We start from the raw sequence: 15,603 nt of genomic DNA on the forward strand, positions 1-15,603 counted from the left end.
CTTGCTACGGAGGTGCGTCATTGCGGCTCCCAACAGGCGGACGAACGGCGGGAAGTGACCCTCAGCGGGTCGCGGTGACACGGAAACGCGTGAACGAGGCGGCGCCGGCGTGTCCCCCGCCGGTCGGCGCGAGGGCGAACAGGCCGAGCAGGGCGCCGACCCAGCGCCATCCGGTGGCGGCGAAGACCTGCCCCGAGGGCTGCCGACCGCCACCGACGTCGTAGGAGAAGCTGCAGCGGGCGCCCGCACCGATCTCGATCCACAGCCGGGCCCGGCCCTCGGGCACGGTCCGTGCGGGAGCGGCGTCGCGCTCGCCCTCGCACGGCCCCGAACGCGCGGTGGGTGCCGCCCCGGCGACCGTCTCGGCGAACCGGTGCACGAGCCGTACCGATCCGTCCGGCTCGCGCCGGAGTCCGATCCAGCCGAACGCGTCCCCGAGCACCACGAGCCCGGCCCGTGCCCCGGGCTCCTCACTGTCGAGGCAGAGGTCGACCTGGACGGTGGCGGCCGCACCCGGCATCCGCTGGGTGAGGACATGGGGCAGTCTGCGCAGGTCGTGCGCGTCCGCCGTACGGACACAGCTCAGCCGCAGTCCGTCGCCGGAGTGCTGGGTGGCCCAGCCGTCCTGGGGGTTGGCGGTCCACTGCCACTGGCGCCCGAAGCGGCCGCCGGGGAAGTCGTCGTCGGTGGCGGGCGCGGACGGTGGCTGGGGCGGAAGGTCCGGCTTGCGGTGTACGGCGACGGGGGCGCCCCGGTCTCCGAGCACCGGCCAGCCTCCCCCACTCTCGGCTTCACCCCCACTCTCGGCTTCGCTCGAGCGGGGGGACCCCCATGAGCGGGAGGTACCCCCATCGCCCCAGCGCATCGGCTGGAGGTGGACCACCCGCCCGTAGGGCCCGCGCTGCTGGAAGTGCGCGAACCAGTCCTCGCCCGCCGCCGTGCGCACCCAGCCGCCCTGGTGCGGGCCGTTGACCCGGGTGTTCCCCTGTTCCAGGACCACCCGCTCCTCGTAGGGCCCGAAGAAGCCGCGTGAACGGAAGGCGCCCTGCCAGCCGGTCTCGACTCCCCCGGCGGGCGCGAAGATCCAGAACCAGCCGTCGTGCCGGTAGGCCTTGGGACCTTCGAGGGTGAACCAGCCGGGAATCAGGTCGGCGTCGACGATCACCTTTCCCTCGTCGAGCAGCCCGGTGCCGTCGGGGCGCATCCGGTGTCCGGTGAGCCGGTTCTTCACTCCCGAACGGGACTTGGCCCAGGCGTGCACGAGATACGCCTCGCCGGTCTCCTCGTCCCACAGCGGGCAGGGGTCGATGAGGCCTCTGCCCTCCTTCACCAGTTGCGGCCGGGTCCAAGGGCCCCTGATCTGAGGGGCGTTGACCTGGAAGATGCCGTGGTCGGGGTCGCCCCAGAAGATCCAGAAACGGTCGTCGTGGTGGCGCAGCGAGGGCGCCCACACACCGCCGTCGGGCCGGGGGGTCCTGAACTCGCGGGCGGGTTCCAGGCGTTGGAGGGCGTGTCCGACGAGCGTCCAGTTGACCAGGTCCCGGGAGTGCAGCAGGGGCAGACCGGGGGCGCGGCCGAAGCTGGAGGCGGTGAGGTAGAAGTCGTCGCCGACGCACAGCAGATCGGGATCGGACCAGTCGGCGTCGAGGACGGGGTTGCGGTAGGTGCCGTCACCCAGGTCGGCGGAGGGCAGCGCCATCAGGGGCTCACCGCCTTGCGGACCAGCGCCGCGGCCTCGCTCCGGTCGAGGGTGCCGTCGGCGACGACGGTGACGACCCGGCGTACGAGCGTGCCGCCCGCCTCGACGGTGAGCCGCTTCTCGTGGGCGAGGGAGGAACCGACGCCGGGGTACTCGGCGGTGCGGACGAACCACGGGTCGCGACGCGTCTCCCCCGTCGCCCCGGCGAAGACGAGCGTCCAGTCAGCGCCCGCGAGGGCGAGCCAGTCGGCGGGGCGGGCGTGGACCGCCTCCTCGCCCTCGGCGTCGGCGGTGAACACGCGCGGGGCGTCCGGTTCCTTGCGGGCCCGCCAGAAGAAGCCGCCGTACGCCGCACCCGGCCGTCCGTTGGTGGCCGGGCTGCCGAGGGAGAGCCCGCGCGCGGTGACATTGGTGAGCGAGAAGGTGAAGTCCAGCGCCCAGACGGAGTCGGTGAGTCCGACGGCCGCGACCGTACGGCGTTCGCGCAGCAGCTCGGCGCCCGCGGCCATCCAGCGCAGCTCCTCCACGAAGCCGTCCGGGTCGCGCAGCTGGAAGCCGGTGTGCCGCTGGGCGCCGTGGTTGTCGAGCTCGGTCGGTCCCTGGTCGCGGACGTAGGTGCGGCCGCCCCAGAAGTTGTGCCCCTCGACGTCGGGTACGGCTACACCGACGCCGAGGTGGTGTGCGTGGTCGGCCGGGCTGAGCTCGGTGACGGCCGTGCCGGCCAGGGTGGTGACGGGGTGCAGATACGGGCGCGGGGAGAGCCGGGCCGGCAGTGCGGGCCGGGTGACGTAGCGGCCGACGGGGCGGCCGCCGATCCGCAGGACCAGCGAGTCGTTGTTCATCGGGTGCTCACCTCGTTCGAGAGCGCCCAGGAGGCGCCCAGCTCGGAGTAGAGGGCGAGGGTGTCGGCGGCCGCCGCGACGAATCCGTCGACGCCGGGCACCACGCGGCGGTTCTCGCCTGGGAGCCGTTCCCAGGCGTGCGGGGGCAGCGCGATCGGGTCGGGTGCCTGGCGGATCGCTTCTACGACCTTCATGAAGGCACCCGTCGACTCGGGCGCGACCAGCAGCTCGGCGCCGCCCGTCAGATGCTCGACGAGGTTCTCCAGCAGGTCCGTGCGGCCGTACTCGATCTCCTCGGGGCCGTGCCCGGACCGCTGCACGAGGACGCGGTCCTGCTTGTACCAGAAGGTGATCCGGCCGCCGGTGCCGTGCACCAGGACATACGGTTCGCCGGGGCGTTCGGCGCAGAGCGTCGCGGCGACCGTGATCCGGCTCCCGGTGGTCGTGACCCGCACGCACGAGGTGTCGTCGGACTCGATGTCGTTGGCGCGCAGCAGCTCGGTCCGGATGTCGGTGACGTCCTCGGCGCGGGTCGAACCGTCCAGCGCGAGGGCCGTGGCGACGACGTGGGCCAGCGGGTTCGTCAGGACACCGTCGACCACGTCCACGCCGTCGAGCCGACGCTTTCCCGCCCAGGGCGCGCGCCGGTAGTACGCCTCGTCGCGCGCCCACGCCCCTGCTCCGCCGATGCCGGTCACCCGGCCGAGCCCGCCCTCGGTGATCAGCCTCCTGATGGCGGGTACGGCGTGCGAGCCGAGCGACTGGAAGCCGATCTGGCAGACCACTTGGGCCGCCGCGACTCCGTCGGCCATCCGCCGGAACTCGGCGTAGGAGGGCGCGGGCGGCTTCTCCAGGAGCAGGTGGACGCCCTTGCGCGCGGCGGTCAGCGCGAGGTCGGTGTGGGTGGGGATGGGGGTGCAGATCACCGCGACGGCGGCGCCGGTCGAGTCGAGGAGGGCCCCGAAGTCCGCTGACTGCTCGACATGCTGCCCGGCCAGCTCGTCCTCGGTGAGCGGGGTCAGCTCGCAGACCCCGACGAGGCGCACCAGGCCCTTGTCCTGGAGACGGCGGATATTGTCCAGGTGCCAGCGGCCGTGGCCGCGGGCGCCCGCGAGGACGACGGGCAGCGGGAGTCCGAGCACAGTCGTGTCGGCCGGGGCGCCCGCGGGCGCGGTCCGCGGGCCGTCTCCGCTCAGGTCACGGAGGCCGTCTCCGTGCGGGGGACGGATCTGCTGCCGCGAGGGGGTCGTCATCCCTTCACCGCCCCGGCGCTGAATCCGGTGATCAGCCATTTCTGGATGAAGGCGAAGACGACGACCACGGGGACGGCGGCGATGATGCCGCCCGCGGCGAGCGCGCCCAGGTCGACGCTGTCGGAGCTCATCAGGGTGTTGAGGCCGACCGGGATGGTCTGCTTGCTCTGGTCGCTGAGGAACATCAGGGCGAACAGGAAGTGGTTCCAGGCGTGCACGAAGGCGAAGGAGCCGACAGCGATCAGCCCGGGCCGCAGCAGCGGAAGGACGACGATCCGGAAGGCGTCGAAGCGGTTGCAGCCGTCCACCCAGGCTGCCTCTTCGAGGGAGTACGGCACGTTCCTGATGAATCCGCTGATCAGGATCATCGACAGCGGGAGCTGGAAGACTGTCTCGGCGATGATGACGCTGGCCAGCGAGTTGATCATCCGGAGTTCGGCGAAGATCTGGAAGAGCGGGACCAGGAGCAGCGCGCCCGGCACGAACTGCGAGCAGAGCAGCGCGAGCATGAAACCGCGCTTGATCCTGAAGTCGAAGCGGGCGAGCGCGTAGCCGCCGGCGAGCGCGACGAGGGTGGTCATCACCAGGGTGGCGACGGCGATGAGGACGCTGTTCTGGAAGTAGGTCCCGAAGCTGCGCTCGGTCCACACCTTGTGGAAGTGCTCGAAGGTCATGGGCCAGGGCACGAGCGAGGTCGACCCGGCCGGGCGCAGCGCGAAGAGCAGGATCCAGTAGAAGGGGATCAGGGTGAAGAGCAGGTAGATGCCGAGGGGGAGGTAGATGTGCCATCGCGGGACCTCGTCCCAGGCGCGGTGCTTCTTCCGTTCGCGCGAGCGAGGTGCCTCGAGGGGCGGGGCGGGTGCGGCCGGGGCGATCGTCCCGGCGTCCTTGGTGATCACTTGTCCCCGCCTCCGAACTTGCTCAGCCGCAGATAGACGATCGAGCAGAACAGCAGAATCACGAACGCGACCGTGGTGAGGGCCGACGCGTAGCCGAAGTTGTGGGCGTCGACACTGGTGTTGGCGATGTAGAGCGGGAGGGTCGTCGTCTCGCCCGCGGGTCCGCCGCCGGTCAGGGTGTAGAGCAGGTCGACGTTGTTGAACTCCCACACCGCGCGCAGCAGCGTGGAGAGGATGATCGCGTCCTTGAGGTGCGGCAGTGTGATGTGCAGGAACTGCCGGACGCGGCTTGCTCCGTCGACCTCGGCGGCCTCGTACAGGTCCTTGGAGACGGACTGGAGGTCGGCGAGGATCAGGATCGCGAAGAAGGGGACCCCGCGCCACAGGTCGGCGACCACGGCAGCCGAGAAGACGGTGGAGGTGTCCGACAGCCAGCTCGTCCCGTACGAGCCGATGCCGGCGTCGGCGAGGTAACGGGTGATGCCCGTCTGGGAGTTGTAGAGCAGCACCCAGATGGCCGAGGTCAGCACCCCGGAGACGGCCCACGGCGAGAAGACCAGTGCGCGCCCGAACGCCCGCCCGGCGAAGGTCTGGTTGGCGATCAGCGCGAGTGCCAGGCCGAACAGGAGCTGGAGGCCCACCTCGACGACGACCCACTTCGCGCTGAAGGTCAACGTGTCCCAGAACTGGGGGTCCTGGGTGAAAGCGTGCGTGAAGTTGCCGAAGCCCGCGTAGCCGTTGCGCCACGGTTTGGTTGGGTTGTAGTTCTGCAGGCTGTAGTAGAAGACGCTGATGACGGGGTAGGCGATGAAGCCCAGCATCAGCAGCGCCGCGGGGGCGATCAGCAGATACGGAAGCCTGCGCGGGGTCGCGGAAGCACGGCGCCGCCGGGGTGGCGCGGGCGGTTTCGCCACGGCTGCGGCTTGGGCCATGACTGTTCTCCGTTCGCAGTGGGGCAAGTACAGCGGGTGCAGGAAGCGCTTGCTACGACCACATGGGTCGAGCACTTCCATGTGCGGGTGCGGGGGGTCTCAGCCCGCGTACGGGTCCGGCACCTGGCCCGGCCGGGCCAGGAACGCGAAGTCGCAGCCGGTGTCGGCCTGGGTGATCTGCTCGTTGTAGAGCGCGCCGTAGCCGCGCTCGTACCGGACGGGCGGCGGAGTCCACTCGGCCCGCCTGCGCTCCAGCTCAGCTTCGTCCACGTTGAGTTGGAGTGACCGTGCCTCGACGTCGAGGGCGATCGGGTCCCCGTCGCGCACGAGGGCGAGCGGGCCGCCGACGTACGACTCGGGCGCCACGTGCAGCACGCACGCGCCGTAACTCGTGCCGCTCATCCGGGCGTCGGAGATCCGCACCATGTCCCGGACGCCCTGCTTCAGCAGGTGGTCGGGGATGGGCAGCATCCCGTACTCCGGCATTCCCGGGCCGCCCTTGGGACCGGAGCCCCGCAGCACGAGGACGCTGTCCGCGGTGATGCCCAGCGAGGGGTCGTTGATGGTCCGCTGCATCGTGCGGTAGTCGTCGAAGACGACCGCGGGACCGGTGTGCTTGAGCAGGTGCGGCTCGGCGGCGATGTGCTTGATGACGGCGCCGTCGGGGCAGAGGTTGCCGCGCAGGACGGCCACTCCGCCCTCGGCCGCGACCGGGTTCTCCCGGGTGCGGATGACGTCGTCGTTGTGCACCCGGGCGCCCGCCAGTTGCTCGCGCAGGCTGTCGTGGGAGACCGTGGGCCGGTCCAGGTGGAGCAGATCGGTGATCCGCGACAGGAACCCTGGCAGTCCGCCGGCGAAGTGGAAGTCCTCCATGAGGTACGTCCGTCCACCGGGCCGGACGTTGGCGAGGACCGGCACGGTCCGGGCGATCCGGTCGAAGTCGTCCAGCGTGAGGGTGACTCCGGCCCGTCCGGCCATGGCGATCAGATGGATCACGGCGTTCGTCGAGCCGCCGAGGCCGAGCACCGTCGTCACCGCGTCCGTGAAGGCCTCCGCGGTGAGGATGTCGGACAACGTCCGGTCCCTGTGGACGAGTTCGACGATCCTGAGCCCCGCCGCGGCGGCCATCCGGTCGTGTCCGGAGTCGACGGCGGGGATGCTCGACGCACCGGGCACGGTGACCCCGAGGGCCTCGGCGGCGGCCGTCAGCGTGGACGCCGTACCCATCGTCATGCAGTGCCCCGGCGACCGGGCGAGCCCGCTCTCCAGCTCGGTCATCTCGCAGTCCCCGATGAGACCGGCGCGCTTGTCGTCCCAGTACTTCCACATGTCGGTGCCGGAGCCGAGGACCTCGTTGCGCCAGTGGCCCGGGAGCATCGGCCCGGCGGGCACGAAAACGGTCGGCAGATCGACCGAGGCGGCCCCCATGAGCAGCGCGGGCGTGGTCTTGTCGCAGCCGCCCATCAGTACGGCCCCGTCCACCGGATACGACCGCAGCAGTTCCTCGGTCTCCATCGCGAGCAGGTTGCGGTAGAGCATCGGGGTCGGCTTCTGGAAGGTCTCGCTCAGCGTGGACACCGGGAATTCGAGCGGGAATCCGCCGGCCTGCCACACGCCCCGCTTCACGGCCTGCGCGCGGTCGCGCAGGTGCACATGGCACGGGTTGATGTCGGACCAGGTGTTGAGGATCGCGATGACCGGCTTGCCCAGGTGCTCCTCGGGGAGGTAGCCGAGTTGCCGGGTCCTGGCCCGGTGGCTGAACGACCGGAGCCCGGGGGTGCCGTACCACTGATGGCTCCTGAGGTCCTCGGGCCGTTTCACAGGGACCATCCGGCGGCTATGGCGGCGACCTCGGAACGCTCGCTCGCGGGCAGCGGCTTGCTCGGCGGGCGGACGTCACGGCGGCACAGGCCGAGCGAGGACAGGGCTTCCTTGACCACGGTGACGTTGTTCGCGGAGGCGTCGGCGGCGCGCAGTTCCTCGAAGCGACGGATCTGCTCCCAGACCTTCATCGCGGCCGGGTAGTCGCCGGCCCGAAGCGCTTCGATCATGTTCAGCGAGACGGCCGGGGCGACGTTCACCAGGCCCGAGGTGAAGCCGGTGGCGCCGGCCGAGAAGTACGAGGGGGCGTACGGCTCGGCGAGTCCGGCCACCCACACGAACCGTTCGAGCCCGGCGTCCCGCGCGAAGGACGCGAAGCGCGCCGCGTCGGGAACGGCGTACTTCACACCGATGACGTTCGGACAGGCGTCCGCGAGTTCCGCGAGCCGGGCACCCGCGAGCGCCGGATTGCGGATGTACGGCACGACGCCCAGCTCCGGCACGGAATCGGCGATGGCCCGGTGGTAGTCGACCCAGCCGCCCTCCGAGACATAGGGGTGCACGGGCTGATGGACCATCACCATCGGTGCGCCGAGGGCACGGGCGTGCCGCGCGGAGGCGACGGCGGTCGGCACGTCGTGCCCGACGCCGACGAGGACGACCGCGCGGTCACCGGCCTCCTCGATGGTCAACTCGGTGATGAGCCCGCGCTCTTCGGGGGTGAGGGCGTAGAACTCTCCGGTGTTGCCGTTGGGGGTGAGGGTGCGGACGCCGCCGTCGATCAGCCGGCGCAGCAGGGCCCGGTGGGTGTCCCGGTCGATCGTGCCGTCCTCGGCGAACGGGGTCACCGGGATCGCCACGACCTCGGCGAGGGCCGCCCGCTGGGTCTCGAACGTCGCTGTCATTCCTGTCCGTCCTCTTCCTGGCCCTGGGGGAAGGCCCGTTGCACGAACGACGCGATGTGCGCGTGCAGCGCTCCGGCCGCGGCGTCGGCGTCACCGTCGAGGGCGAGCCGCAGGATCTCCCGGTGCTCGTTCGCCTCCCGCTCCCAGGAGGGATCGGACGCCCAGGCGACCGCCGAGACGAGGGCGGCCTGGTCGCGCACCTCGTCGAGCATCCGGCCGAGCAGCGGATTGCCGCAGGGCACGTACAGGGCGCGGTGGAACTCCCGGTTGGCCAGCGACCGTTCGGCAGTGTCGGCGGCGTCGTCGGCACGGGTGAGCGCGTCACGGGCGGCGTCGAGGGAGGCTCCGCGCCGCACCACCCGACGCAGCGCCTCGGGTTCGAGGAGCAGCCGTACGTCGTACACCTCGCGCGCCATGTCCGCGTCCACCATGCGTACCGTGACGCCCTTGTACTGGTTCATCACGACGAGCCCGGTGCCGGCCAGGGTCTTGAGCGCCTCGCGCACAGGGGTCTTGGACACCCCGAACTGTGCGGCGAGGTCGGTCTCGACCAAAGCCTGTCCCGGGGTCAACTGCCCGGTGAGGATGCGGTGTTTGATCCCCTCCAGCACGAACTGCGTGCGGGACGGGATCGGGGTGGGCACAGAGGTCATGCGCGCCTCTCTGGTCTCACGGCTCGGATCACGGGAGTCGGGCATCCTCGCGGACGTCGATCCCGGATCTCGCATATCGCGTCTCATATATGACGTACGAAGTACGACGCGTTGAAGGTAGGAGCGTGGCCGTGTTTCGTCAACGCTTCCGGCAAAGGAATTTGATGTGACGCGCGGGGCGCGAGGCATCGGAGGGCCCGGGTACCACCCTTGAGGGTGAGACGCATCAAGTGTTTGCTTTCGCGATGCCTGGCGAGGCCTGCCCGGCAAGGGGAGAGGCGGGCGCCGACGTCGGGTTGGCGAGGGGCGGGCAGGGCGAAACAAGGGCGGGCGGCCCCGGATTACGCACTCGGGCTGCCCGCGTACTCGGCGGCCAGTGCGTACGCGGCGGCCGCGGGTACTCGGCGGGCAGCCCGTGAAACCTCGGTGTCCGGGTCGCCCGCGCGCCGTCGGATCCGCGTGCTTCCGTGATTCAGCGAAGGCGGATCACGGCCCTACGCTTCCCGCTCCCCCGCTACGGCTTCCAGCCGGGGTCGCGGCCGCTGAGGCCGATCACGCGGTCGAGGAGCGGCCCGTCGTCGGGTACCGGGACGGCGGGGCCGAAGATGCCCCCGCCCCGGGTCGGGTCCTCGGCCACGGCGCCGAGGAACCCGTACGACGCCTGCAGAGCGGCGGCATCGGGCGTGTACTCCTGGCCGGTGGCCCGCGCGAGGTCCCAGCCGTGCACCACCAGTTCGTCGGCGGCCACGGCCGCCGCGACCGCACCCGGCAGGTCGACTCCGCCGGCACGGGTCATGCCGCTCCAGGCGGCCGGGTCCCGCCAGGCGTCGGCGAGTTCGTCGAGCGCCTTCGGCAGGGTCTCGCGCCAGCCGGGTCCGATGTCGGGCACGGCGACGGTCGGGCTGGTGTCGGTGGAGGAGCCCAGGTCCTTGCGCCCGGCGTCGCGGAAGGCGACGGCCAGTCCCGTCAAATGCCCGAGCATGTTGTGCACCGCGTACTTCGGACAGGGAGTCGCCCCGTCGAGCTGTGCGTCCGTGACACCCTCCGCGAGGCGCGCCACGATCAGGGCCTGCGGCCCGAGGTCGAAGGTCTGGCCGGTCATCCGATTCTCCTCAGAACTCGTGTCCACTTCGGGGGGAGACCTGTGCGGGCGGGCCCTTGGGGCAGGCCCGACGGGACAGGCCCGTGGGGGCACAGGCCTGTCGGGACAGGCCCGTGGGGGACAGGCCCGTGGGGACAGGCCCCCATGGAGGCTGACCCAAGGCAGGCCAGCCCGTGAGCACAGACCCGTGGGGCAGGCCCCCACGGAGGCGGACCCATGGAGGCACGCCAGCCCGTGAGGACAGACCCATGAGGGCAGGCCCCCACGGAGGCGGACCCATGGAGGCACGCCCGTGGGGCAGGCCCATGGGATAGACCGCGTCCGCACACGAAACTCATCGGTTCCCCGACCCGGGGCTCCCGCACCAGGACAGCCGGACGGCTGACCCGGGGCTCCCGCACCAGGACAGCCGGACGGCCCCACCACCGGGCGGCCCGCTCCTCCGTATGCAGCAGCGGCGCAGGCGAGTCGATCGCCCGGGGCCGAAGCTGGGCGTGCCCCGGCCCCGCCCGACTCGGGAGAACCCATGTCATTGCCCCGCCGCCCCCGCCTGCGTCCGTCCCTCGGCACCCTGCTCGTCGCCGCCTGTCTGACCGGCGTCGTGTCCGCACCGGCCGACGCCGGCTCCGGCTCCGGCTCCCGCTCCGGCTCCGCGGACCGCGACCGCGCGCTGCGGAAGCAGCTCGAAGGGCTGGTGAACAGCCCCGGCGGCCCGCCCGGAGTCATCGCCGTCCTGCGCCGCGAGGGCGAGTCCCGCATCGTGCGCGCCGGAGTCGCCGACATCGACAGCGGCCGCCCGATCGAAGCCGACGACCACACGCGGATCGCCAGTACGGCGAAGGCGTTCAGCGGTGCCGTGGCACTGGGCCTGGTGGACCGGGGCGTGCTCTCCCTCGACGACACCATCGGCCGCCGGCTGCCGTCCCTGCCGCATAAGTGGCACGCCGTGACGCTGCGCCAGCTGCTGAACCACACCAGCGGGCTGCCCGACTACACCCAGGACCCCGAGTTCCTCCAGATCGTCACCGCCGATCCGCGCCACCACTTCGACTCGCGCCGGCTGCTCGACTACGTGGCCGACGAACCGCTGCAGTTCCGGCCCGGATCGCAGTACAAGTACTCGAACTCGGACAACATCGCGGTCGCGTTGATGGCCGAGGCGGCGACCGGCGAGCGCTACGAGCAACTGCTGCGCGGGCTCGTGTACCGGCCGCTCGGCCTGCGCGACACGAGCCTCCCGCAGGGCTACGAGATGCCCGAGCCGTACATGCACGGCTACGACGTCCAGCCGCCGAACCCGCCGGAGGACATCAGCGAGGTGCTCAGCGCGTCGGGCGTGTGGGCGTCGGGCGGGATCATCTCGACCCCGGCGGACCTGACCCGCTTCATCCGCGGCTACGCGGGCGGGGCCCTGATCTCCAAAGCCACCCTGCGCGAGCAGCGCCGCTGGATCGACGGAGCCTCGGAGCCGGCGGGACCCGGCGAGAACAAGGCGGGAGAGGCGATCTTCCGCTACTCCACCCGCTGCGGAGTGGTCCTCGGCCACACCGGCAACTTCCCCGGCTACACACAGCTGATCGCCGCCACACCCGACGGCCGACGGTCCCTGACCTTCTCGCTCACGACCCAGGTGAACCAGGCGACCAAGCCGGAGCTGCTGAAGGAGCTGCGCGAGGTCGAGGAGAACTTCGTCTGCGCGCTGCTGAAGGACTGAGGGACCCCGGGGCGCGGCAGCGCCCCTGTCCGTGCGGCGAGCGGCTGAGCCGTCGTCCGGCGGCGGCTCCCGGCAGCGCCCGCGTCTAAGGCGGTTGCCCGATCCCCTCGGGGCCGCCTTAGAACCACGATCACCTGCCATGACATGGACAGTGGCGAGGGTTCTGGGCGATCGCGACGCCGGGCTGTATCTGACCGGCTTGGTCGTCTCCGGTTTCGGGACGTCGGCGATCTGGCTGGCGTCGGGCATCTGGGTCAAGGATCTGACGGGCTCGAACGGTCTGGCGGCGCTGTGCGTCTTCGCCCTCTGGGCTCCCACCCTGATCGGCCCCGCCCTCGGAACCCTCGCCGACCGGATCCGGCGCAGGCCCCTGCTCATCGGTACGAATCTGCTCCTGGCCGCGCTGCTGCCCGTCCTGTTCGCCGTGGACGAACGGGACCGCCTGTGGATCCTGTTCGCGGTGCTCCTGGTCTACGGCACAGTGGGCGTCGTCCAGGACGCCGCCGAGTCGGCTCTGCTGGCCACCGCGATCGACAAGGACCTCCTCGGTGACCTCAACGGTCTGCGCATGACGGCCAACGAGGGCATGAAGCTGCTGGCACCGCTCGCCGGAGCGGGCCTCTACGCGGCGTACGGCGGCCCGCGGGTCGCGCTCCTGGACGCGGTGACGTTCGTACTGGCGGCGGCGGTGTTCGCGCTGCTGCGCGTCCGCGAGACCCCGCCTGTGCGAAAGCCCACAGAGAGCCTGCGCTCCCGCACCGCGGAGGGTGTCCGCCATCTCCGGCGCCATCCCGGGCTCCGGCCGCTGGTCCTCGCCGGCGGTACGACCATGCTCTTCGGGGGGATCAACGGCGCGACGGTCTACGCCGTGGCCGAGGGGCTGGGCCGGTCCCCCACGTACGTCGGCGTCCTGTACGTCGCCCAGGGCGCCGGGTCGGTCGGCGTCGGGCTGGTGTCCGGGACGCTGCTGCGGCGGCTGGGCGAACGGCGTTTCGCCGCCAGCGGCATCGCGCTGGCCGCCGTCGCGGTCGCCCTCCGGGCGGTTCCCCTCGATCCGGTGGCCCTGGTCACCAGCGCGGCCGTGGGGGCCGGGCTGCCCTGCGTGCTCATCGCCACGTACACCGCGGTCCAGCGCGAGACCCCGGCCGACCTGCTGGGCCGCGCCTCCGCCACCGTGAACACGCTGCTCTACGCCCCGAACGCCGTCGGGCTGGCCCTCGGGGCGGGGCTCGTCGAACTGGTCGACTACCAGGTCCTGTTGCCCGCGCTGGGCCTGATCCGGCTGGTGACCCTGAGCCCGCTGTTCCGGAGCGCCCCCGCGCCGGTGCGGGAGTGAGGGCACACCGGTTCTCGCCCCCCTCCGCCCCTGCCCGTCCCGTACCCGGGGCTCCGCCGCGGACCCCGCTCCTCAAACGCCGGAGGGGCTGGACCTTTCGCGTCCCTGGACTGGGCTTTCACGTCGGCGGGACTGGTCCTTTTCACATCGGCGGGACTGGGCATTCAAGTCGCGGGGCTGGACTACAGCCCCGCCAACACCCCCCGTACGGTCTCCAGATCGGCGTCCGAGGCCAACCCCGCGTGATATAGGCGGAGTTCCGTCGCGCCCAGCTCGGCCGCGCGCGCCGCGTCCGCCGCCAGGGTGTCCGGCCGGCCGCCCATCCCCGACACCACCGTGAAGTTGGCGGCCAGGACCCGCCCCCTCGCGCCCGCCCGCATCGCCTCCGCGAACGGCGTCAGCAGGTCCGCGCCTCCGGTGCACGGCACGACCGCGCCGTCCGCGACGGACAGGATGTGCCGGGGGTCGACCCCGGCGTTGGCACCGCAGTGGAAGGACACGGGGTCGGCGTGCAGCAGTACCCGGAACCCGGCCGGCGCGGCGGAGCGGACGGCCGAGACCGTCTCCTCCTGGAGCGAGCGGGCCACCCCGTCGCGCCATCGGCGGGTGGCCGCCGCGGTCTCCGCCCCGAGCAGCTTCTCCACTCCGGGCCAGCCCCCGTCGGACGGTGCCCCCCGCCACACCGGCTCCAGCGCATCGCGCACGAAGGACGCCAACTCCTCGGCGTCGAGGCCCTGTCCGTCGTATCCGTCCGCGCACGCGGCGCAGAAGCACAGCGACATCAGGTACTGCCCGGCGTCCCCGAGCGCCACCCCGCCGATCTTGTCGTGGGCGTGCAGATGGGCGAGCCCGTACCAGCCGAGCGACTCCAGTTCGGTACCGGCCGCGCCGGGCCGGACCGCGGCCTCCACCGCGAGGTCGGCCAGGTAGGCGCGGGTGCCGGGCTGGGCGACGCAGGGTGCCCAGGGGTACCGGTCCCCGTAGGCGTTGACGACGGAGGTCGTCGGATGTTCCTCCCCCATACGGGAGTTGTGCGCGAGCACGACCCAGGTGTGGACGTCGAGCCCGGCCCCGGCGAGCGCGGCGGCGGCCTCGCCGTACGCGTCACCGGGCGCCCAGTCGCCGGCCGGGTACGGGCGAAGGGCGCGTCCCCGCCACCGTGCCTCGTCCACCGGATGGAGCACGGCGGCGTGCGAGGCCGTGACGATCCGGTGGCGGGGGTGGCGGGGCGTCGACGCGCGCGTGGAGTGGTAGGCGGACGCGAGCGTCACCTGGTGGACGCCGAGACCGGCGGTCCTGGCGGCGGCCTCCGGGTCCCCGTTGACGTCCCAGGGGTACAGGAACGCGGACGTTCTCACATGTCCTCCTCAAGGAGCACGTACCCGCGGTCGATCAGCTGCGCCAGCTGCTTGACATGGTCCTCGGCCGGCTCGTTCAGCGGGGGCCGCACCTCGCCGACGTCCAGTCCGCGCAGCCGTACGCCCGCCTTGACGAGGGCGACCGCGTAACCGCGTCCCTGCGCGCGCAGGTCGACGAAGGGCCGGTAGAAGCCGTCCAGCAGCCGGTTCACCGTCGTGTCGTCCCCGGTGTTCAGGGCCCGGTGGAAGGCCAGCGCGATCTCGGGGGCGAAGCAGAAGACCGCCGAGGAGTAGAGCGTGATCCCCAGCCCCCGGTAGGCGAGTCCGGTCAGTTCGGCCGTCGGCAGGCCGTTGAAGTAGAGGAAGTCGCCGGGTGCCTCGCTCCGGACGGCGCTGACGATCCGCTGCATCAGGTCCAGGTCGCCGAGCCCGTCCTTGAACCCGATGATCCCCTCGGTGCGGGCGAGTTCGATCACGCTCCGGGGGGTGAAGACGGCGTTGTCGCGCTGATAGACGACGACGTCCAGGGAGGTGGCGGCGGCGATCTCCCGGTAGTGCCGCAGCAGCCCCTCCTGCCCGGCCGTCACGAGATACGGCGGCATGGCGAGCAGGCCGTCGGCCCCGGCGGCCTCCGCGAGGCGTGCGTAGCGCACGGCGAGGGCGGTCCCGTATCCGGCGCCCGCGACCACCGGCACGCGTCCCGCGGTCGCCTCCACGGCCGCCCGTACGCACGCCTCGAACTCCTCGGGCACGAGCGCGTGGAACTCGCCGGTTCCGCAGCACGCGAAGACCGCCGCGGCTCCGGCCTCGACGCCGCGCCGCACATGCTCCCGGTAGACGTCGAGATCCACGGAGCCATCGGGTCCGTACGCGGTGACAGGGAAGAACAACGGCCCGCTGGGGATGCTCAGCCGAGCGGCAAGAGGGGCTGACGTCACGGACTCTCCCTTAAAAGGTGCCCACCGAGTGCACGTTTCTGATCCATGTCCATATCTCTGAACGCACCCACGCTAAGCCGCCACCTTGGGGCCGGTCAAGCACACAAACCCGCAACACGAAGGCGGATTTCCCCCCTCCGCGCCACACTTG

Annotated in this window: 13 protein-coding genes; 2 read left to right on the plus strand and 11 right to left on the minus strand. The window is 71.7% G+C overall.

What is annotated here, in order from left to right; genetic code table 11:
* Positions 1-61: 61 nt before the first annotated feature.
* From ACFYR3_RS00625 to ACFYR3_RS00665, 9 genes are all read right to left on the minus strand, one after another.
* Positions 62-1,699, minus strand: coding sequence for a family 43 glycosylhydrolase (locus ACFYR3_RS00625; protein ID WP_355843604.1), 1,638 nt, complete (start codon positions 1,697-1,699; stop codon positions 62-64).
* Complete coding sequence (locus ACFYR3_RS00630) at positions 1,699-2,541, minus strand: PmoA family protein (protein WP_355843601.1); 843 nt, start codon at positions 2,539-2,541, stop codon at positions 1,699-1,701. Before ACFYR3_RS00630 ends, ACFYR3_RS00625 begins: the two co-directional genes overlap by 1 nt.
* Positions 2,538-3,794 (minus strand): Gfo/Idh/MocA family oxidoreductase, encoded by a 1,257-nt coding sequence (locus tag ACFYR3_RS00635; RefSeq protein WP_355843598.1) that lies wholly within the window; start codon positions 3,792-3,794, stop codon positions 2,538-2,540. The genes ACFYR3_RS00630 and ACFYR3_RS00635 overlap by 4 nt, the downstream gene beginning before the upstream one ends.
* Positions 3,791-4,693 (minus strand): carbohydrate ABC transporter permease, encoded by a 903-nt coding sequence (locus ACFYR3_RS00640; RefSeq protein WP_355843595.1) that lies wholly within the window; start codon positions 4,691-4,693, stop codon positions 3,791-3,793. The genes ACFYR3_RS00635 and ACFYR3_RS00640 overlap by 4 nt, the downstream gene beginning before the upstream one ends.
* Entirely contained in the window at positions 4,690-5,625 is a 936-nt protein-coding gene (locus tag ACFYR3_RS00645; RefSeq protein WP_389280846.1) for a carbohydrate ABC transporter permease, read from the minus strand. The genes ACFYR3_RS00640 and ACFYR3_RS00645 overlap by 4 nt, the downstream gene beginning before the upstream one ends.
* Before the next feature lie 99 nt (positions 5,626-5,724).
* Entirely contained in the window at positions 5,725-7,455 is a 1,731-nt protein-coding gene (gene araD, locus ACFYR3_RS00650; protein ID WP_355843589.1) for an L-arabinonate dehydratase, read from the minus strand.
* Positions 7,443-8,351, minus strand: coding sequence for a dihydrodipicolinate synthase family protein (locus tag ACFYR3_RS00655; protein WP_355843586.1), 909 nt, complete (start codon positions 8,349-8,351; stop codon positions 7,443-7,445). Before ACFYR3_RS00655 ends, araD begins: the two co-directional genes overlap by 13 nt.
* Positions 8,348-9,004 carry a GntR family transcriptional regulator gene (locus ACFYR3_RS00660; protein ID WP_355843583.1) on the minus strand — a complete coding sequence of 219 codons (657 nt, stop codon included), beginning with the start codon at positions 9,002-9,004 and terminating at the stop codon, positions 8,348-8,350. Before ACFYR3_RS00660 ends, ACFYR3_RS00655 begins: the two co-directional genes overlap by 4 nt.
* 514 nt (positions 9,005-9,518) lie before the next feature.
* Positions 9,519-10,106, minus strand: coding sequence for a TIGR03086 family metal-binding protein (locus tag ACFYR3_RS00665; protein ID WP_355843580.1), 588 nt, complete (start codon positions 10,104-10,106; stop codon positions 9,519-9,521).
* 526 nt (positions 10,107-10,632) lie between these two features.
* On the opposite strand from ACFYR3_RS00665, the gene ACFYR3_RS00670 reads away from it, so the two are divergent.
* Both ACFYR3_RS00670 and ACFYR3_RS00675 read left to right on the plus strand, forming a co-directional pair.
* Positions 10,633-11,820 carry a serine hydrolase domain-containing protein gene (locus ACFYR3_RS00670; protein ID WP_389280849.1) on the plus strand — a complete coding sequence of 396 codons (1,188 nt, stop codon included), beginning with the start codon at positions 10,633-10,635 and terminating at the stop codon, positions 11,818-11,820.
* A 139-nt stretch (positions 11,821-11,959) separates the two neighbouring features.
* Complete coding sequence (locus ACFYR3_RS00675; RefSeq protein ID WP_389280851.1) at positions 11,960-13,156, plus strand: MFS transporter; 1,197 nt, start codon at positions 11,960-11,962, stop codon at positions 13,154-13,156.
* Between the two features lie 182 nt (positions 13,157-13,338).
* On the opposite strand, the gene ACFYR3_RS00680 is transcribed toward ACFYR3_RS00675, so the two are convergent.
* Together ACFYR3_RS00680 and ACFYR3_RS00685 are read right to left on the minus strand one after the other, a co-directional pair.
* Positions 13,339-14,514, minus strand: coding sequence for a hypothetical protein (locus ACFYR3_RS00680; protein WP_389280853.1), 1,176 nt, complete (start codon positions 14,512-14,514; stop codon positions 13,339-13,341).
* Entirely contained in the window at positions 14,511-15,452 is a 942-nt protein-coding gene (locus ACFYR3_RS00685) for a 5-dehydro-4-deoxyglucarate dehydratase (protein ID WP_389280855.1), read from the minus strand. The genes ACFYR3_RS00680 and ACFYR3_RS00685 overlap by 4 nt, the downstream gene beginning before the upstream one ends.
* Positions 15,453-15,603: the final 151 nt, after the last annotated feature.

The organism is Streptomyces sp. NPDC005784 (assembly GCF_042871525.1).
In the GTDB taxonomy this organism is placed as follows: Bacteria; Actinomycetota; Actinomycetes; order Streptomycetales; family Streptomycetaceae; genus Streptomyces.

What these genes read in the sequence shown, in the direction of transcription:
- ACFYR3_RS00625 (WP_355843604.1), bottom strand. Translation starts at nt 1,699, where the DNA reads ATGGCGCTGCCCTCCGCCGACCTGGGTGACGGCACCTACCGCAACCCC.
- ACFYR3_RS00630 (WP_355843601.1), bottom strand. Translation starts at nt 2,541, where the DNA reads ATGAACAACGACTCGCTGGTCCTGCGGATCGGCGGCCGCCCCGTCGGC.
- ACFYR3_RS00635 (WP_355843598.1), bottom strand. Translation starts at nt 3,794, where the DNA reads ATGACGACCCCCTCGCGGCAGCAGATCCGTCCCCCGCACGGAGACGGC.
- ACFYR3_RS00645 (WP_389280846.1), bottom strand. Translation starts at nt 5,625, where the DNA reads ATGGCCCAAGCCGCAGCCGTGGCGAAACCGCCCGCGCCACCCCGGCGG.
- araD (WP_355843589.1), bottom strand. Translation starts at nt 7,455, where the DNA reads ATGGTCCCTGTGAAACGGCCCGAGGACCTCAGGAGCCATCAGTGGTAC.
- ACFYR3_RS00655 (WP_355843586.1), bottom strand. Translation starts at nt 8,351, where the DNA reads ATGACAGCGACGTTCGAGACCCAGCGGGCGGCCCTCGCCGAGGTCGTG.
- ACFYR3_RS00660 (WP_355843583.1), bottom strand. Translation starts at nt 9,004, where the DNA reads ATGACCTCTGTGCCCACCCCGATCCCGTCCCGCACGCAGTTCGTGCTG.
- ACFYR3_RS00665 (WP_355843580.1), bottom strand. Translation starts at nt 10,106, where the DNA reads ATGACCGGCCAGACCTTCGACCTCGGGCCGCAGGCCCTGATCGTGGCG.
- ACFYR3_RS00670 (WP_389280849.1), top strand. Translation starts at nt 10,633, where the DNA reads ATGTCATTGCCCCGCCGCCCCCGCCTGCGTCCGTCCCTCGGCACCCTG.
- ACFYR3_RS00675 (WP_389280851.1), top strand. Translation starts at nt 11,960, where the DNA reads ATGACATGGACAGTGGCGAGGGTTCTGGGCGATCGCGACGCCGGGCTG.